This is a genomic window from Rhodococcus sp. 15-649-2-2, assembly GCF_002258645.1.
GTDB lineage: Bacteria > Actinomycetota > Actinomycetes > Mycobacteriales > Mycobacteriaceae > Rhodococcoides.
Window position 1 is genome coordinate 89,162 of sequence record NZ_NPFM01000002.1, and the last position, 16,492, is coordinate 105,653.

15 protein-coding genes are annotated in these 16,492 nt (G+C 64.3%); 6 read left to right on the plus strand and 9 right to left on the minus strand.

The features are described 5' to 3' along the window. Positions 1-149 precede the first annotated feature (149 nt). Positions 150-872, plus strand: coding sequence for a FadR/GntR family transcriptional regulator (locus CH305_RS01170; protein WP_037189093.1), 723 nt, complete (start codon positions 150-152; stop codon positions 870-872). A gap of 107 nt (positions 873-979) precedes the next feature. Continuing rightward, the gene (locus tag CH305_RS01175; protein ID WP_094702171.1) at positions 980-1,948 is read left to right on the plus strand and encodes an NAD(P)-dependent oxidoreductase; all 969 of its coding nucleotides are present in this window, start codon (positions 980-982) and stop codon (positions 1,946-1,948) included. Positions 1,949-2,022: 74 nt separating this feature from the next. Here the strand turns inward: CH305_RS01175 and CH305_RS01180 are convergent, their stop codons facing one another. Genes CH305_RS01180 through CH305_RS01215 form a run of 8 tightly spaced genes read right to left on the minus strand, consistent with a single transcriptional unit; the run spans position 2,023 to position 10,706 of the window. Then, a complete protein-coding gene (locus CH305_RS01180; RefSeq protein ID WP_037189090.1) occupies positions 2,023-3,045 on the minus strand; it encodes a zinc-binding dehydrogenase in 1,023 nt (340 codons plus the stop codon). 54 nt (positions 3,046-3,099) lie between these two features. Continuing rightward, positions 3,100-4,299, minus strand: coding sequence for a CoA transferase (locus tag CH305_RS01185; RefSeq protein ID WP_230596192.1), 1,200 nt, complete (start codon positions 4,297-4,299; stop codon positions 3,100-3,102). 8 nt (positions 4,300-4,307) lie between these two features. After that, the gene (locus CH305_RS01190; protein WP_179278143.1) at positions 4,308-5,798 is read right to left on the minus strand and encodes an aldehyde dehydrogenase; all 1,491 of its coding nucleotides are present in this window, start codon (positions 5,796-5,798) and stop codon (positions 4,308-4,310) included. Between the two features lie 28 nt (positions 5,799-5,826). After that, positions 5,827-6,996, minus strand: coding sequence for an acyl-CoA dehydrogenase family protein (locus CH305_RS01195; protein WP_094702173.1), 1,170 nt, complete (start codon positions 6,994-6,996; stop codon positions 5,827-5,829). Further along, entirely contained in the window at positions 6,993-7,772 is a 780-nt protein-coding gene (locus tag CH305_RS01200; protein ID WP_037189086.1) for an enoyl-CoA hydratase/isomerase family protein, read from the minus strand. Before CH305_RS01200 ends, CH305_RS01195 begins: the two co-directional genes overlap by 4 nt. Then, positions 7,760-8,965 (minus strand): CaiB/BaiF CoA-transferase family protein, encoded by a 1,206-nt coding sequence (locus CH305_RS01205; RefSeq protein WP_037189160.1) that lies wholly within the window; start codon positions 8,963-8,965, stop codon positions 7,760-7,762. Before CH305_RS01205 ends, CH305_RS01200 begins: the two co-directional genes overlap by 13 nt. Before the next feature lie 47 nt (positions 8,966-9,012). Next, entirely contained in the window at positions 9,013-9,939 is a 927-nt protein-coding gene (locus CH305_RS01210) for an acyl-CoA dehydrogenase family protein (protein ID WP_094702175.1), read from the minus strand. Continuing rightward, positions 9,936-10,706: an enoyl-CoA hydratase-related protein gene (locus CH305_RS01215; protein WP_037189083.1), complete on the minus strand. Its 771-nt coding sequence runs from the start codon at positions 10,704-10,706 to the stop codon at positions 9,936-9,938. The genes CH305_RS01210 and CH305_RS01215 overlap by 4 nt, the downstream gene beginning before the upstream one ends. Positions 10,707-10,856: 150 nt before the next feature. On the opposite strand from CH305_RS01215, the gene CH305_RS01220 reads away from it, so the two are divergent. The 4 genes from CH305_RS01220 (at position 10,857) to CH305_RS01235 (ending at position 15,705) form a co-directional block, all read left to right on the plus strand. Beyond that, positions 10,857-12,320, plus strand: a complete 1,464-nt coding sequence (locus CH305_RS01220; protein WP_094702177.1) for a 3-hydroxyacyl-CoA dehydrogenase NAD-binding domain-containing protein — start codon at positions 10,857-10,859, stop codon at positions 12,318-12,320. 89 nt (positions 12,321-12,409) lie between these two features. Continuing rightward, positions 12,410-13,390, plus strand: a complete 981-nt coding sequence (locus CH305_RS01225; protein WP_094702179.1) for an alpha/beta hydrolase fold domain-containing protein — start codon at positions 12,410-12,412, stop codon at positions 13,388-13,390. Positions 13,391-13,424: 34 nt separating this feature from the next. Beyond that, entirely contained in the window at positions 13,425-14,615 is a 1,191-nt protein-coding gene (locus CH305_RS01230) for a serine hydrolase (protein WP_037189079.1), read from the plus strand. 40 nt (positions 14,616-14,655) lie between these two features. Continuing rightward, complete coding sequence (locus CH305_RS01235) at positions 14,656-15,705, plus strand: hypothetical protein (RefSeq protein WP_094702181.1); 1,050 nt, start codon at positions 14,656-14,658, stop codon at positions 15,703-15,705. On the opposite strand, the gene CH305_RS01240 is transcribed toward CH305_RS01235, so the two are convergent. Further along, positions 15,706-16,491 (minus strand): enoyl-CoA hydratase/isomerase family protein, encoded by a 786-nt coding sequence (locus CH305_RS01240; RefSeq protein WP_037189078.1) that lies wholly within the window; start codon positions 16,489-16,491, stop codon positions 15,706-15,708. It abuts the gene before it with no gap. Position 16,492 lies beyond the last annotated feature (1 nt).

The window sequence follows — 16,492 nt, forward strand, 5'->3', positions numbered from 1 at the left end:
ATCCTTGATCACTGGACCGAAAGTGCGCAGTCGCACAAGTGAGCGTCGAGCGCCCAGAAACTCATTCGGTCGACAGCGTGGGAGACTGTAAGACCATTGATGTGTCAGCCGACAACGCGAGCACTTATTCAACGCCGACTGGAGATCACATGCCTTCCACCCCAACCAGTTCTTTCAAAGCGCGTCAGGTAACTCGCCCCCGCGATCAGGTGGAAGAGCAGTTACGCGAGGCAATCCTCGACGGGCGCTTCAAACAGGGTGCCAAGCTCCCACCCGAGACAGAGCTCGCCCAGCTGTTCGGAGTCAGCCGCCCGACCGTCCGAGAAGCACTCGGCGCACTCGTCAGTTCAGGGCTCATCCGGAAGATCCCCGGAGTTGCCGGCGGCAGCTTCGTGAATACGGTGACACCACATTCGCTGAGTCAGATGCTCAGCGAATCCATGGACACCATTGTCCGCATCGGCGCGCTGGACATCGCCGAGATCACCGAGGTGCGGCGGCTCCTCGAGATCCCCGCCGCAGAGTGGGCCGCGCGCAACCGAACAGACGAAGACATAGTGAAGATTCGAAGTGTCATCGACCTGCAGAAGAACATCACGATCGACGATCCGGAGATCCCGGAGTACGACCTTCGCTTCCACACCGCGATCGGCTACGCATCGGGAAATCGGCTGCTCGCGGCCTTCATTTCGTCGGTGCACGACGCCACCCACCCCGCCCAGTTCCTGGACGTGACGCCCGAGGTCGCGAAAAAGACGGTTCGTCAGCACATCGCCATCGAGGCAGCGATCGAGGCTCGCGACCCGGAGAAGGCCGGAGCGGCCATGAGAGAACACCTGGACTTCGTGCTGCAGTACTCGCTCCCCTGCTGACGAACAAGCCGAGCCGCATGCCCATCCTTATTGTCAGACATTAAACTGACTGCTAGTTTTGGTGGACACTTCCTTTCTGGACTACATCCTGCGGCTGGAGATCACCCATGACGAACACTGCATTACAGCCGGACGGCGAGCCACTGAGAATTCTGGTCACCGGAGCAGCGGGCTTCGTCGGGTCTCATGTGGTGGAGCTTCTGGCTGCCGATTCGGACACAACCGTGATCGCTACCGACGCGGGCGGCGAGGCCATGCTGAAGGAATTGGACAGACTGGACGGTGTGACTGCGTATTCGGCAGATCTTCGAGATCCGTCCTCGATCACCTCGATGGTCCGCGACGTCGACGTGATCGTCCATCTCGCAGCTGTCCGGACGAAGGCATCGTCCTCGAACACCCGTGACGCGCACGAGGTCAACGTCGGATCCACCTACGACCTGCTGACCGCGGCGAGCGACTCCAGCGCGCGACGGTTCGTTTTCGGGTCTTCGCACACCGTCTACGGCTCGTTTCCCGATGCCCACCGTGCCCCGTTCGCAGAAGACGAGCCGTGGCCCTGCACGGGGGTCAACATGTACGCGGCCACCAAACTCGCGGGCGAGGCCTATTGCGAGGCGTTCGCATCGGCGGGTGGGCCCGATTATCTGGCGCTACGGCTGGGCACGATCTACGGCCCGCGCACCAGTCCGGGCTCGAACGGGTCGCTGATGACCGATCTCCTCGCGGCCGTTCGCGACGGCCGGACACCGACCATTCCGTGGGCCTCGACCGCTCAGCACGGGTTGATTCATGTTGCGGATGTCGCAGAAGCCGTCCGCCGCGCAATTCTTTCCGACGCGACGGGCATGGCGGTCAATGTCTCCGGCGTCCCGCGCACGTCCGCGGAGATCTACGGAGCCCTGGCCGAAATGGCTGGAAGTGATCCCACCGCAATCGTTTTCGACGAGAACCGGACTCGGCACCAGCTGGTGAGCCAACGTCGGATGAAGGATGTGCTGGGCTTCACGCCGGAGGTCGAACTGAAGGACGGCCTGCGCAGCGTGATCGAGTGGTTCGACACGACACTCGTGTGAAACGACTGGTGTGAAACGAGATGCGACGCCGACCGTGTGACGGTCGGCGTCGTACGTCGTTCGCTCGGCTGCCGTCAGAACAGGATTACGCCCTTGCCCGCGCGTTGCTTGTCGAACTCGGTATACGCCTCGGACACCTCGTCGAGCTTCCACCTATGAGTGAACAGCGCGTCGACCGGAAGGTTTTGCGCAACAATGAAGTCCGCGCACTCCTTCTGCCCCACCCAGGACATCGACCACGAGGTCATGACCGTCAACTGACGTCGCAGATACGGCAGCACGCCGATCCGGATCTCGGCGCCGACACCCACGAAACATGCACGGCCCCATCGCGCCAAGCTGTCGACGAGGTCGGCAGCGGCGATGGACGACCCGGACGTCTCGATCCCCAGTGGCACTCCGTCGGCACCTGCCACCTTCCGGACCGCCTCCGGTACCGGCCCGGCCGCCGGATCGATCGCAGCCACAGCGCCGAAGCTCAGTGCCTGCTCCCGCCTGGCGGCACTGAGGTCGACCGCGATGACGCGCGCACCCATGGCCGTCGCGAGCATCGTTGCGGACAACCCGACCGGCCCCTGCCCGAAGACGACCACCGTTCGTCCGCCGACGTCACCCACCCGGTCGAGAGCACCCCACGCGGTACCCGTTCCACACGAAATCGCCGCGCCTGCCTCGAAACTCAACGTGTCATCGAGTGGAACCAGGGTAGACGCAGGCACCTTGATGTACGGCGCGTGACCGCCATGGTCGTCGCTACCGAGCACGACGATCGGTGCGACGATACACATCTGAGACCACCCTGACCGGCAGTCCGAGCAGGCCCCACAGCCGATGTAGTGATGGATCATCACCCGGTCGCCGACCTTCGCGACGGTGTCCGAGACACCCTCGCCCACCGCGTGCACCACACCCGCGGGCTCGTGTCCGGCGATGCAGCGTCCTTCGCCATCGGTGGGCTCGGCCCGGTAGTAGTTGAGGTCGCTACCGCACAGTCCCGACGCCTTGGTGGCCACGACGACTTCGCCCTCACCCGGTGTGGGTTCCGGAAAGTCACGCAGTTCGACCTTCCTGTCGCCGAGGTATACCGCTCCTTGCATCACGTACTCCTGTCGTTCGCCATTGTCTCAACTTCGTTCATCGATCCGAGCGGGCTATCCGATGACACCGCGCTGGTGCAGGCCGGCCAACTCGGCACCCGACAGGCCAAGTGTGTCGGCAAGGACTTCGTCCGTGTTCGCCGACAAGCCTGGTGCTGCAGCAGATGTCGCATGCACGTCACCCCACCGCCACGGTGCCGCAGCGCTGAGCATGGTGCCGACGCCCGGTTGATCGATCTCGTGCACGATGCCGACCGAATCCGCGAGCGCGAGCTGCACTACCTCGCTCATATCGCGGTACGGACTCCACAGCGCTCTTGCCGCGTCGAGTGCCTGCTCTATTTCGGAGAAATCGCGCGCCATGAACCAGGGTCGGAGAACGGATTCGATCGTTTCTCGAAAGCGGAACCGCTCGCCTTCGTCGTCGAGGTCCGCACCGAACGTCTCCGCCAACGCCGAGAACACTGTCTCGGTGCCCGTGGCCCGCTGCACGGCATGCCACTGACCCGTCGTCAGCGCGACGACCATGACGCGACGACCGTCCGAGGTCTCGAAATCGACACCGAAGGTCCCGAACATGTGATTGCCCAGTCGCGCTCTGGCACTACCGGATTCGTGCGCCTCCGCCAACCACCCCATGTCCGCCACACCGGCGAGAGCCACGTCGGACAACGCCACGTCCACCTTGGACCCGTTCCCCGTCCGATCGCGATGGACCAGCGCCGCTGACACAGATGTCGCGGCGATCATCCCCGTCACGAGATCCCATGCGGGAAGCACGTGATTGACAGGTCCCACAGAGTGGCTCGGACCCGTCATCATCGGCACACCGATCTCGGCATTGATCGAATAATCGACCGCAGGCAATCCGCCCCTGCGTCCTTCGATGTGGACATGGATAGCGTCGGCACGGTGCTCGGCAAGCTGCTCGTAACGAATCCTGCTGCGGCCCACCATGTTGTCGACCAGAATTCCGCTTCCGGGACCGGGCGCGGTCACCAGTCCGACGAGGAGTTCGCGACCCTCGGGAGTCCGATGGTCGATGGTCACGGATCGCTTGCCACGGTTGAGGTTCGCCCAGAACAAGCTCGATCCGGTACGAGAGAGCGGCCACCGCCCGGCGTCACTACCGCCGGCCGGCGGATCCACTCTGATGACATCCGCCCCGAGCTGGGAGAGTGCAAGCCCGGCGGACGGACCGGCCACGAACGAGGACGCTTCGATGACGCGAACGCCTGCAAGCGGCCCCGTCACCTCACCGATCACGTTCTCGCCAGTGCCGGGTCAGCCGCGACGAGTGTGTCGGCAACCGCCGCCGACACACCTACAGCCTTGAGCTCGACATATGCTTCGAGTCCCTCCGGCCCGTTCTCCCGACCCAATCCACTGAGCTTGATCCCGCCCATCGGTGCGGAGAAACCGGCCGGACTGCCGTTCACCTCGACCGTGCCGGTATGCATGCGCCCGGCGACACGCAGGCCGCGCTGAACGTCCCCGGTGAACACCGCACCGTTGAGTCCGTAGTCCGAGTCGTTGGCCAACTCGATGGCGTGCGCCTCGTCGCGGTACGACAGCACCGACACCACGGGCCCGAAGATCTCTTCCCGCACGATCTTCATGTCGGGAGTGGCATCGACGAAGATGGTCGGCTCGACGAACCACCCGCGATCGAGGTCCTTCGGCCGACCACCGCCGAGCACGCAACGCGCACCCTCGGCCCGCCCGGCGGCGATGTAGCCCTCCACGACCGCGCGCTGACGCTCGGAGACCAGGGGTCCGATCTGGGTCTCGGGGTCCATCGGGTCACCGACGGGCATCGCCGACACCATCGCTACGAGACGGTCGGTGAACTCCTCCTGCTGCGACTCGTGCACGAGAATGCGAGTCTTGAGCGAGCACACCTGGCCGCTGTTGCGGAACGATCCCATGCGGAGCGCTTCGACAGCCTGGTCCAGGTCCGCGTCGGGAAGCACCACTGCGGCCGACTTGCCACCGAGTTCGAGAGTGACGCGGCGCAGGTCCTCGCCGCAGCGCGCAGCGATGCTTCGCCCCGCTGCCGGGGATCCGGTGAACGTCACCTTGTCCACCAGCGGATGCCCGACGAGATACGCACTCGCCTCTCGGCCTGCCGGCACGACGTTCAGCACTCCGGGTGGCAGACCGGCTTCGGTTGCCAACTCGGCCAACAGATACGCATCCAACGGCGTTTCCGGCGACGGCTTGAGCACCATCGTGCAGCCGGCGATGAGCGCGGGCACGAGTTTCTGCACGTTGATCGAGAGCGGCATGTTCCACGGAGACACGGCAGCAACGACGCCGACAGGGCTGCGAGTGACGAGAGCGTTCGCCAGCTCGGAACGTCGCAGCGAACGCCACGGGAACTCCGCTGCGATGTCGAGGGACGCGTCGATGACCTTGACCGGGTTGGCCGCCTGAATGGACCGAGATTGGGTGATGGGACAACCCATCTCGGTAGTGATCGTCGTGGCGAGGTCCTCTGCGTTGTCCAGGAACAGCTGCCTCAGCCGCTGCAGAATCTCGAGGCGGTCCTGCAGCGTGGTGCCGCGCCACTTACCGTCGTCGAAAGCACGGCGCGCAGCACGAACAGCGGTATCCATGTCCTCGACGGATCCTGCGGGTACTGTCCCGTAGACCTCGCCGGTTGTCGGCGAGATGAGTTCGGTCATTTCGGACGACGCAGGGGCGATCCACTCTCCGTCGACGAAAATCGTTTCGTACGTTGACTTCTGCATGTCCTTCAACTTCTGCATATCGAATGCCTCACGCGTCCGCGGTTGCACGTGTCGCGGTGAGACGGATGTCCCGCGCGACAAGCATGCTCTGAACCTGATTGGTGCCGTCGTAGATCTCGGCGATCTTCGCATCGCGCAGTAGCCGCTCGACACCGAGCGAGACCAGGTCGCCGTCCGGCCCCAGAAGCTCGACGCATCGCGCGGCGACCGTCGTTCCCAATGTCGTGCAGTGCATCTTGACCAACGACACTTCGGCGACGGGCTCGTCGACGCTCGAGTCCACCTGATCGCACACGGACAGCAGCATCGCCCGCGCCGCCGTGATGTCGCCGCGCAACCGGGCGAGCTCGAACTGCAGGTCCTGCGCATGCAACGTCTTCGACGACAGCAGATCTCGATCCGCAGCCCAGGACACCACTGCGTCGAACGCTCCCTGCGCGAACCCCACGCCCTGCGCCGCTGCGCTGATCCGCGATCGAACGACGGAGCGCAGCAACAGCGGATAGCCGTCGCCTTCCTCGCCCATTCGAGCCGAGACCGGGATTCGGCAGTCCTGGAACGACAACGTCACCGTCGACGCGCCCTTCTGACCGAGCTTCTTCATGGGCGGACCCGGCACGAAGCCGTCGAGAGTCGCCGTGTCGAGCAGAAACGCTGTGATACCCAACTTTCCGAGGGCTGTGTTCACCGTGGCGAACAGAACGATCACGTCGGCGCGGTCACCGTTGGAAATGAACGTCTTCTCGCCGTTGACTACGTAGCTGTCCCCGTCTCGACGCGCAACCGTACGCATCGAACTGACATCGGATCCCGCGCCGGGTTCTGTGAGTGCGATGGATCCAATCGCAGTCGCTGCGCACAGTGCCGGGACCCAGCGCTCACTCTGCTCCCGTGTGCCCTGCAGATGAATCGGGTGAGCGGCGTGCATCTGCGTCATGTAGACGGTTGATGTCGCTCCGCACGCTGCCGAAATACGCAGCAGCGCTTCGGCGTAGGTGGAGGTGCTCGCTCCCGCGCCACCAAGCGACTTCTGCATCTGCAGAATGCCCAGGCCCGCTTCTGCCAACTCGGAGATCGCGGCGGCGGGGAATGTCCCCGTCGCGTCGATCGTCTGTGCTTCGGGAGCGATGGTGCGCGCGATGACCGAATCGACGATGTCGATGATGTCGTAGTCGATGCTGGCCCACGGTGTACTCATGTGTTCTCCTGGTGGAAGACGGGTGCGCGACGCTCTGCGAAGGATGTGATCCCTTCCTGCCCGTCGCGCGCAGCAATGGAGATGGCAGCGAGGGCCGCCTCATGATCGAGCGCTGCAGCACTGAACGCCGACCGCGCCGCATCGAGAATGTTCGCGACCCCGGTTCTGCTTCCCGACGCGATCAGCTCGGCCAGGCGTCGGGCCTCAGCGGTCGAATGCTCCGGCGGCGACGGAGGTACCGAGAGCAGACCGATCTGCCAGGCACGATCCGCGTCGACACGCTCCCCCCCGAGCATCATGAGAAGCGCCGCCGGTTTGCTCACGGACATGGCGAGCCGCTGGGTGCCGCCGAAACCCGGGATGCACCCGATGCGCGCCTCGGGGAGGCCGAATCGACTCCGATCGGACGCCACTACCAGGTGGCAGGACAACATCAACTCGAAACCGCCACCGAGCGCGAATCCGTCGACGTCGGCTATGACCGGGATCACCGAGTCGGCAATGGCTTTCATGGTTCGTTGACCGGCTCGAATGAACGCGTGCGCAGCTTCGACATCGAGCCCGCGGATCTCGTCGAGATCGGCACCGGCGCTGAAGGCTCTGTCCCCACTGCCACGAATGATGATGGCACCGAGGGAATTATCGTGTTGTGCGTCGGTGACTACGCCGAGAATCTCCCCTAGGACGGTGGAGTTGAGTGCGTTCAGTTGGCCCGGACGGGTGATCTCGATGGTCAGCACGCGTCCGGAACGCATGGTGTCGATCACGGAACCCATACGACCTCCTCGTTCGCCAACTGTGCGATCGCCGCATCGTCGAGTCCGATCTCGCTCAGCACAGCCCGGCCGTGTTCCCCGCGCAGAGGTGCCGGAATACGAGACTGCCGATCCTCCGGGTCGGACGCAAGCCGCCATGGCGTACCCACGCCGCGAAACGTACCGGCCACCGGGTGCTCGTAGGAGACGATGGCCCTGCGCGCTTCGACCTGTGGGTCGGAGACCACCTCCGACAATGAGTTGATCTGCGAGCACGGAACACCGACGGCCTGCAGTGTCTTCAGCGCGGCCTCGGACGGCATGGTCTCGAGTCGAGCTTGAAAATGTCCTACCACCTCGTCCCTCTTGGCGCGTCGATCGGCGTTGGTACGCAGATCTTCTCGTCGTCCCAATTCGTCCAACCCGAGCGCCGCGCACGCACGACGCCAGTGACCGTCGTTGCCGATGGCGACCACGATGGGACGGTCGGCTGTCTTCATGGACTGGTAGATGGCCACGACCGAGTCGCGCCCAGAGCACGGTGACGGCTCCGGCTCGCCGGCGAGGTAGCTCGCGATACGCGGTGACATGAATGCCAAATCGGCTTCGAGCAAAGCGATGTCGACGATCTCGCCCTCCCCGGTGCGTTGCTGCTTTACCAGGGCCGACGACACAGCGAACGCAGCGACCGTTCCCGCCGCGACGTCGGACAGGGCTGTGCTGACGCGTTGCGGTACGCCGTCCGCGCCCGTCACGCTCATGATTCCCGATCGGGCCTGTGCTATCAGGTCGTAGCCCGGCAATGCGGAATCGGGTCCGGTGAGACCGAAACCGGAGAATGCACAGATAATCAACTGCGGGAAAGCCTTTCGCAGAGTGTCTGGACTCAAGCCGTGCTTCTCGAGTTTGACAGGATTGATATTCTCGATGAAGACGTCGGCGGTCTCGAGCAGCTTGAACAGGACGTCGCGGCCGGCCTGTCCACGGATGTCGAGGCACATGCTTCGCTTGTTTCGGTTCACCGACAGGAACCAGGCGGCCTCACCGTTGAGGAAGGGAGGGCCCCATCCACGCGCGTCGTCTCCGCGTGTCGGTTCGATCTTGATGACGTCCGCACCCATGTCGGCGAGGTACATCGAGGTCGTCGGTGCAGCGTAGGACGACGAGATGTCGACTACCCGAACACCGGCCAACGGTCCACTCGCTGCGTTCATGTTCTTCTCCGGTTCTGTGTCTGTGTCGCTGTCACAGGAGGCAGCAGTCATGGCAGCACGGCTGCTCGAGGGCCCAAGCCGAGTTGGGCGACTCGTGCGATGTGGAAGCGTCGCCCACCTGCCCTCGACGCGATACCGATGGCATCGCGCAACAATCCGGCGATGGGGTACTCGTCGATGTACCCGTACCCACCGTGCGCCTGAACGGCATCGATGCATACTGCGACAGCGGCGCGGCCGGCGACGGCCGACACAGGTGACGAAGCGGCGCCGTCGAGGGCCAGCACCAGCAGTGCTTCGGTCTCCCTGACTCGAAGATCCATGTCGGCGACCAGGGCACGCAGGCCGACGAAAGACCCGATGGGGACGCCGAACTGGTGACGACCCATGACATAGGCCTGCGACTCGAGCACGGCTCGGCGTGCCGTTCCGACCAGCGCGGCCCCGGTGAACAGGTCCCACCGCGAGACGAGCTCGGAGGCGTCGGCGTCGGCGACGACAGAGCCGGAGGGAAAGGTCACCGAGACCAAATCTGCCTGCGCCAGACCGGATCGCTCGCTGCCAATTGTTCCGACCGAATCGAAAGGCGCTGCGAACACCGATCCGGACTCTGCGTCCCACACCACTGCTCGCTGCGGTTCGAGTGCTGCCGACACGACGGTCGCTGAGCCGGCAAAGGCCAGTCCGAACGACGAGCCGTCCGGTCCTGCGTCGCGGCCGACGTGGTCGGCAGCGTATCGGCCGGCGAGCACGAAGGCGAGTGACGGAGATGTCTGCGCGACCACGCGGACGGTATGAGCAAGCCAGTGCACGCCGTCCGCCTCGTCCGCGACATCGCGCGCGAGATCGAGGAGTCCGGTGCTGTCCAACGCTCCGCGTGAGGCGCTCACCGAGTCGGACGAGTCAGCCACGGACGACGCAACCTTCGTCGCGGTCGTCAGGAACGCCTCCAACTCGGGGCTCAGGGCGGTCATCGGTTGAACTTCGATCGGTCGGGCTCACGGCGCTCTTCGAAGGACTCCGACATCTCGGTGGCCTCCTGAGTGCTGCGATATGCAGTGAGCAGGAGGTCGTGAGCCATGCGTGCCTGCCCGACCACACCGGTGTGCCGTCCGGAGAATGCAGCCTTGAGTGCGCTCAACGCGAAGGGGCCACGACGGCGAAGCGTCTGCGCCAGCTCGTGTGCATGTGCGACCGGATCGTCGGCGATGTCGTTGATCAAACCCATGTCCAGCGCCTGCTCAGCGGAGTACTTGCGGTTCAGGTACCACATTTCCTTTGCGCGCCGACGCCCGATCGTTTGTTCCAGGTACCACGTGCCGTATCCGGCGTCGAAGCTTCCGACCATCGGCCCGACCTGACGAAAGATCGAATGCGGCGCAGCGACGGTCAGATCGCAGACGACCTGAAGGACGTTGCCGCCACCGACGGCGAAGCCGTTGACAGCCGCTATCACGGGCTTGGGCATCGTGTCGATGAACTCGTACAGGTCGATCACCGGCATCACGCTCGAGTAGTCGAGTGAGCTGAGCTCTTCGTGCTCACCGCCGATGCAGAAGAACTTGTCGCCGGTCCCGGTCAGCACTGCCGCATCGATGGTGGGCGTCTCTCGCACCATGCGGAACGCGTCGAGCAACTCGCGTGCGGTGGTGAAACGCAGCTTGTTCGCGTTCTCGGGGCGGTTGATCGCAATGGTTGCCACCCCCTCGTCGACGGAGACGACAATGTCTTCGTAGGTCATAGCGGTACCACTTTCTGTTCCGGTCCAGAATATCGCTTTGTAAGACATTTAGTCTGATACTTTCTTTACAGCAACGTACATTGTCATACAGATAGAAGCAACAAGATTTGTCCGGCGCGCGGCCCCGCCAACAACTTCCGGGAGACACACATGACCACAGCATCCACCCCGATCTGCGTTGTGGGCGCAGGAACGATGGGGCGTGGGATCGCGCAGACCGCGCTCTCCGCGGGCCACTCGGTAACACTTGTGGATCCGCAGGAAGCACAGCTGAAGGCCGCGACCGACGACATCGGGACCCGGTTGGCGAAGCGGCAGCCTGCCATCGCGGCTTCCCTGGACAGTCTGCTGACCACCTGCACGTCGATGGACCTCGCTCCCCAGCATCCGAACACGGTGGTCATCGAGGCCGTCCTCGAGTCGCTCGACGTCAAGGCCGCGGTCTTCACCGCGGCTGCCGACCACTTCGGCCCTCAGTGCATCCTCGCGACGAACACCTCGTCGCTGTCCGTCTCCGAAATCGCCGCCCGCTCCCCACTCCCCAGCCGAGTCGTCGGCATGCACTTCTTCAATCCGGTGCCGGTGATGAAGCTGGTCGAGGTCGTCACCGGGCTGCAGACCGACCAGCAGGTTGCGGACGACATCGACACGCTGGCGGTTGCGTGGGGCAAGACGGTCGCGCGGGTCACCAACGCACCTGGCTTCATCGTCAACCGGGTCGCGCGCGGCTTCTACGGCGAACCTCTTCGGCTTCTGCAGGAATCCGTGGCCTCTCCCGCCACACTCGACGCGATCATCCGCGGCGCTGGCCAATTCAGGATGGGCCCGTTCGAGCTCATGGATCTCATCGGCAACGACGTCAATGCCGCCGTGACGAGGACCGTGTGGACGGCCTTCAATTTCGACCCCCGCTTCGAACCGTCGCGCATCCAGGACGAGCTCGTTGCGGCGGGCCGCTACGGACGCAAGCGTGGCCACGGCTTCTACTCCTATGCCGACGGTGCCACCGCGGACGCCCCCGCGCAGGTGGTGGCCGGGGCACTGCCCGGTGAGTCGATTCGACGAGGCGACAGCCCCGAACTCGACACTCTGGTGGAGCGAGCGCGCGTCGCGGTCACACGCGAGGAAACGGCACTGAGCGCGCGGGGCGAACTGGTACTCGACGGAACCGTAGTCGTGATCACGCGTGGCCGAACCGCGCGTTCCGAGTCGGCCGAGCGAGGCGGCGTACCCGTCGTCGTGCTCGACCGCTGCATCTCGGTGGCGTCCGCCACCGGTATCGCGATCGCATCCTCGCACCCCGAGGTGCTCTCGACCGTTGCGGCGATGCTCGAACGTGCAGGCATCGCCGCCCACCCCGTGTCCGATGTGCCGGGACTCGTGCTGGCTCGAACTTTGGCAGTCGTGGCGAACGAAGCGTGGGAGACCACCATGCACGGAGTGGCTACCCCCGACGACATCGATGTCGCCATGATGCTCGGCACGAACTACCCTGCCGGCCCGTTCGAATGGACGCGCGACTGGTCGCGGGCCGCAGTTCTGGAACTGCTCGACGCGCTGTGGTCGAGCTACCACGACACCCGGTACCGAGCCAACCGCCTACTACGCGATTGACGGGAACCCGACATTCGGCGGTCTCGATTGCGAGGTTTGCGTCGCCCCGGCGGTTCACGGGAGGCGATTTCCTGACGATACTATGATCCATGACACAGTCGAGCGGAGCGTCGCGGCTTCCCCGACCCGAGATCGACGCCGAACTCCGGGCTGGGCTCGCCATCGTGGGTGGAGTCTTCCCGCCGACGATCACTCCTGACCTCATCGCCTTCATGCGGCGGTCGTACGCGTCGCCGCCCCTCCCCGACATCCTGCAGGGGCACCTCGTGGACCACCTCGAGCACGTGGTCCGCGGCCACCTCGGCGACGAGATCGTCATATCGGTATTTCGCTCCCCCCGCCACGGCGGCCCGCGGCCGGTGACCCTATACGCCCATTCGGGAGGGCTCATGTTCGGCGACAGATTCAACGCGCTGGCACTGAACCTCGACTGGGTCGAACGCCTCGGTGCAGTCCGCGTGTCGCCGGAATACCGGTTGGCACCGGAGTTTCCGGACCCGTACGCACGCGAAGACCTGTTCTCGACACTGCGGTGGATCGTAGACAACGCATCGCCCCTTGGGGTGGACACCTCGCGCATCATGGTTGCCGGAGCCAGCGCCGGCGGCGGCCTCGCGGCTGGACTCGCTCTTGCTGCGCGCGACCGCGGCGGACCACGCCTGTGCGGTCAGTTGCTGATCTACCCCATGCTCGACGACCGCGGAACTGCCGTATCGACAAAGCAATTCGATGCCGTGGGCGTCTGGGACCGAGTGAGCAACGAGACCGGATGGCGCGCGGTGCTCGGCGAGCAGTACCGGACAGACGACGTCTCGCCCTACATCGCCCCGGCCCGCGCAACGGACCTCGCCGGCCTTCCACCTGCGTACATCGACGTCGGATCGGCCGAGATCTTCCGGGACGAGGCCGTCGACTATGCGACCTCCCTTTGGCACGCAGGAACCGACGCAGAGCTGCATGTGTGGAACGGCGGGTTCCACGCCTTCGACATCTTCGCTCCGCACACGACTCTCGCCCAGGGCATGATCCGCACCCGCAACGCGTGGGTCGAGAACCGCCTCGCCGATTGATTTTTCGCTCATCCCCGAGAAAAGGAGAATCAGCATGACCGCATCACAGGTCGACCGCTCGACCTTCGAATCCGCAATCGACCCTGTTCTGAACAACGCTCCCGCATCGGTACCGGGCGTCGTCGCCGGCGTCACCGACAGGAACGAGACGTTGTATCTGAAGGCTTCCGGGTACCGAGACGTCGGTGCGAAGAGCGAGATGACCACCGACAGTGTCTTCGCGATCTTCTCGACCACGAAGGCGTTGACCGGAGTTGCCGCGTTGCAGCTGCGAGAGCAGGGACTGCTCGACTTCGACGCGCCCGCAAAGGAATATGCGCCGGCACTGGGCGAGGTGCAAGTGTTGGACGGGTTCGACGACGAGGGCCGACCCGTACTCCGTGCACCCAAGCGTGACATCACGACGAAGCATCTGCTCCTGCACACCGCCGGGTTCGGGTACGACTTCTTCAACGAGAAATACAACCGCCTCGCGGTCGAGCACGGCCAGCCCAGCATCGTCACCTCGAGCCGTAAGGCCCTGCAGACTCCGTTGCTGTTCGATCCCGGCGAGCAGTGGGAGTACGGCAGCAACATCGACTGGGCGGGGCAAGTGATCGAGGGGATCACCGGCAAGAGGCTCGGCCAGGTGATGCAGGAACGCATCCTGGCGCCGCTCGGCATGAACGACACCGCGTTCACCCTGTCGGACCGCACCCGCGATCGCGTGGCGACCATGCACCAGCGGGAAGCCGACGGTGCACTGACCCCCACGGACTTTGCGCTCCCCGACCCCGAGGTGGATATGGGTGGACATGGCCTGTATTCGACTGTCGGTGACTATCTTTCGTTCATCAGGATGTGGCTGAACGACGGGGCGTCCGCCTCGGGCGAGCAGATCCTGCGGCCCGAGACGGTTGATTTCGCACTGCAGAATCACCTCGGTGATCTGAAAGTCAAGATGCTTCCCGGGGTTATCCCGTCGCTCAGCAACAATGCCGAATTCTTCCCCGGCATGCCCAAGTCCTGGAGCTACACGTTCATGATCAACGACGAAGACGCACCCACGGGCCGACCAGCCGGAAGCAACGCCTGGGCGGGACTTGCGAACCTGTACTACTGGATCGATCGGCGCAACGGAATCGGCGGGTACTGGGCCACCCAAATCTTCCCGTTCGCCGATGCGGGATCCGTCGGCGGGTATCTCGATTTCGAGAAGGCCACCTACAGCGCTCTCCATGGCTGACAATGGGTAGGACACGATAGAGAGCGGCGGAAGGGGCCGAATGCAGGAGCTACTCGGCAAGATCTCGGCACTCGACCCCGACGCCAGCCTCGGAATTCGTGTGATCGCCTGTTTCGACGAGCTCATCAGAGGAAACGTCAACAGTCGTGCGCTGCTCAGCACCGCAGCGTCGCTCGCAGGATGCCCCGCAGGGCTGCAGGTGGACGACCCTGCACGAACGATGCGCATGACACCCAGCGGTGAAGAGCTCGACGGTCCGGGACCCGGCACGGTGTTTTCCTACGAGCTTCCCGGTAACGCCGAGGTGTGGCTGGAACGGCAGGGCGCGCCCCACCCGAACGACGCCATCATCGTCGAGCGTTTGGCTCTGTCCATCGGTGTCAGGCTGGGCATGGAGCGCCGCGACCTCGAACCCCGTCGAGACCTGGGGACCGCCCTGGACGCGCTGCGAGACCCAATGGAGCGTCGAGCAGCAGCAGAACGACTTGGCCTGAGAACAGGACAGTCCTACCGCATCGTGGCTGCGCCGCTGTTCGCGGTGTGGCAATCCCATCCGTCCGGGGCCGGCGACGTGGTCAACACCGCGTACGGCGCGATCCACATCGTGGTCGTCGACGCGCACGCCGACCGCCTCGACGTTCGCCCTTCGGGTGCTGGAATCGCGGTGGGGATCGACGATCTGGACTTCTCGCTACGCACGGCGATGGTCGCTCTCCAACTGTGTGACGGGGACAAAGAACCGTTCGTCGACGCGGATCGATACACCGGGATCGTGGAGTTGCTCGCCGATTCCTCCGAACGCCGAGCGGGACCCGACGTGCGCGCGATCGCGGACGTGATGAACCACCCGTGGGCGCGGTCGACGCTCGACGCTCTCCTCGACGCGCCGTCGATCCGTCAGGCTGCCCGCCTTGCCGGGGTCCATCACAGCACCATGCAGTCTCGGGTCGATTGCGTGCAGGACATCATGTCCTTCGATCCGATGTCCGGTTACGGCGGAATTCGTCTTGGACTTGGGTATTTGCAGTACCGACTGGCCACATCACATGTCCTCGAGCTGCCGCCACCGATACATCACTCGGGCGGATGATCAGGCCGTGTAACGCTCCATGACCGCCAGAATTCCGGCCCGGACATCGGGGCGGGCGATCAGCGAGATATTTGCCGCCAGGCTTGCGCGAAGGGCCGTGTCGAGCTCGACCGTGGACCTCGTACGAACGATCTTCTTGACACTCGCGTACGTAGCCGACGGCCCTTTCGTCATCTCTCGGGCCACCTCGATGGCTCGGTCGGACAGAGCGTCGGGTTCGCATACCTCACTGACCATGCCCAGTGCAAGAGCCCGGTCGGCAGTGATGAACTCGCCCGTCGCAAGCATGCGCAGCGCGGCGGCCGGACCGATGAGAGACGGTAGGAGGTACGCACCGCCCGCTACCGGAACCATACCGAGATTGACGTAGCTCTCGGCAAATCGCGCCCTCGACGACGCAAGCCGCACGTCACAGGCGAGCCCGAAGTCCAGACCTCCTGCAGTTGCGGCCCCGTTGTATGCAGCGACTACCGGAACCGCTGCACCCCAAAGCAATCGAACGGTGTGCTGCACGGCAGGCATCCAGGTTGCGGCGAGGTACTCCATCAACCCATCCGGACCGTCGGCGTTGTAGACGTCGTACATCTCTCGAACGTCAGCGCCAGCGCAGAAGACCTTGCCGGTACCAGTGAGCACCACCGCAGATACCGAGTCGGACTCCGCGAGTTCTGCCACCGCTTCGCCCATGCGTCGCACGACGTCCGGGGTCACCGAATTTCCTCTGTCCGGCCGGTTCAGTCGGACAGTTCCGATTTCTTCTGCCACCGATACGACGATGTCCGTCACG

What these genes read in the sequence shown, in the direction of transcription:
- CH305_RS01235 (WP_094702181.1), top strand. Translation starts at nt 14,656, where the DNA reads ATGCAGGAGCTACTCGGCAAGATCTCGGCACTCGACCCCGACGCCAGC.
- CH305_RS01215 (WP_037189083.1), bottom strand. Translation starts at nt 10,706, where the DNA reads ATGACCTACGAAGACATTGTCGTCTCCGTCGACGAGGGGGTGGCAACC.
- CH305_RS01195 (WP_094702173.1), bottom strand. Translation starts at nt 6,996, where the DNA reads ATGAGTACACCGTGGGCCAGCATCGACTACGACATCATCGACATCGTC.
- CH305_RS01205 (WP_037189160.1), bottom strand. Translation starts at nt 8,965, where the DNA reads ATGAACGCAGCGAGTGGACCGTTGGCCGGTGTTCGGGTAGTCGACATC.
- CH305_RS01220 (WP_094702177.1), top strand. Translation starts at nt 10,857, where the DNA reads ATGACCACAGCATCCACCCCGATCTGCGTTGTGGGCGCAGGAACGATG.
- CH305_RS01170 (WP_037189093.1), top strand. Translation starts at nt 150, where the DNA reads ATGCCTTCCACCCCAACCAGTTCTTTCAAAGCGCGTCAGGTAACTCGC.
- CH305_RS01225 (WP_094702179.1), top strand. Translation starts at nt 12,410, where the DNA reads ATGACACAGTCGAGCGGAGCGTCGCGGCTTCCCCGACCCGAGATCGAC.
- CH305_RS01190 (WP_179278143.1), bottom strand. Translation starts at nt 5,798, where the DNA reads ATGCAGAAGTCAACGTACGAAACGATTTTCGTCGACGGAGAGTGGATC.
- CH305_RS01210 (WP_094702175.1), bottom strand. Translation starts at nt 9,939, where the DNA reads ATGACCGCCCTGAGCCCCGAGTTGGAGGCGTTCCTGACGACCGCGACG.
- CH305_RS01175 (WP_094702171.1), top strand. Translation starts at nt 980, where the DNA reads ATGACGAACACTGCATTACAGCCGGACGGCGAGCCACTGAGAATTCTG.
- CH305_RS01200 (WP_037189086.1), bottom strand. Translation starts at nt 7,772, where the DNA reads ATGGGTTCCGTGATCGACACCATGCGTTCCGGACGCGTGCTGACCATC.
- CH305_RS01230 (WP_037189079.1), top strand. Translation starts at nt 13,425, where the DNA reads ATGACCGCATCACAGGTCGACCGCTCGACCTTCGAATCCGCAATCGAC.
- CH305_RS01180 (WP_037189090.1), bottom strand. Translation starts at nt 3,045, where the DNA reads ATGCAAGGAGCGGTATACCTCGGCGACAGGAAGGTCGAACTGCGTGAC.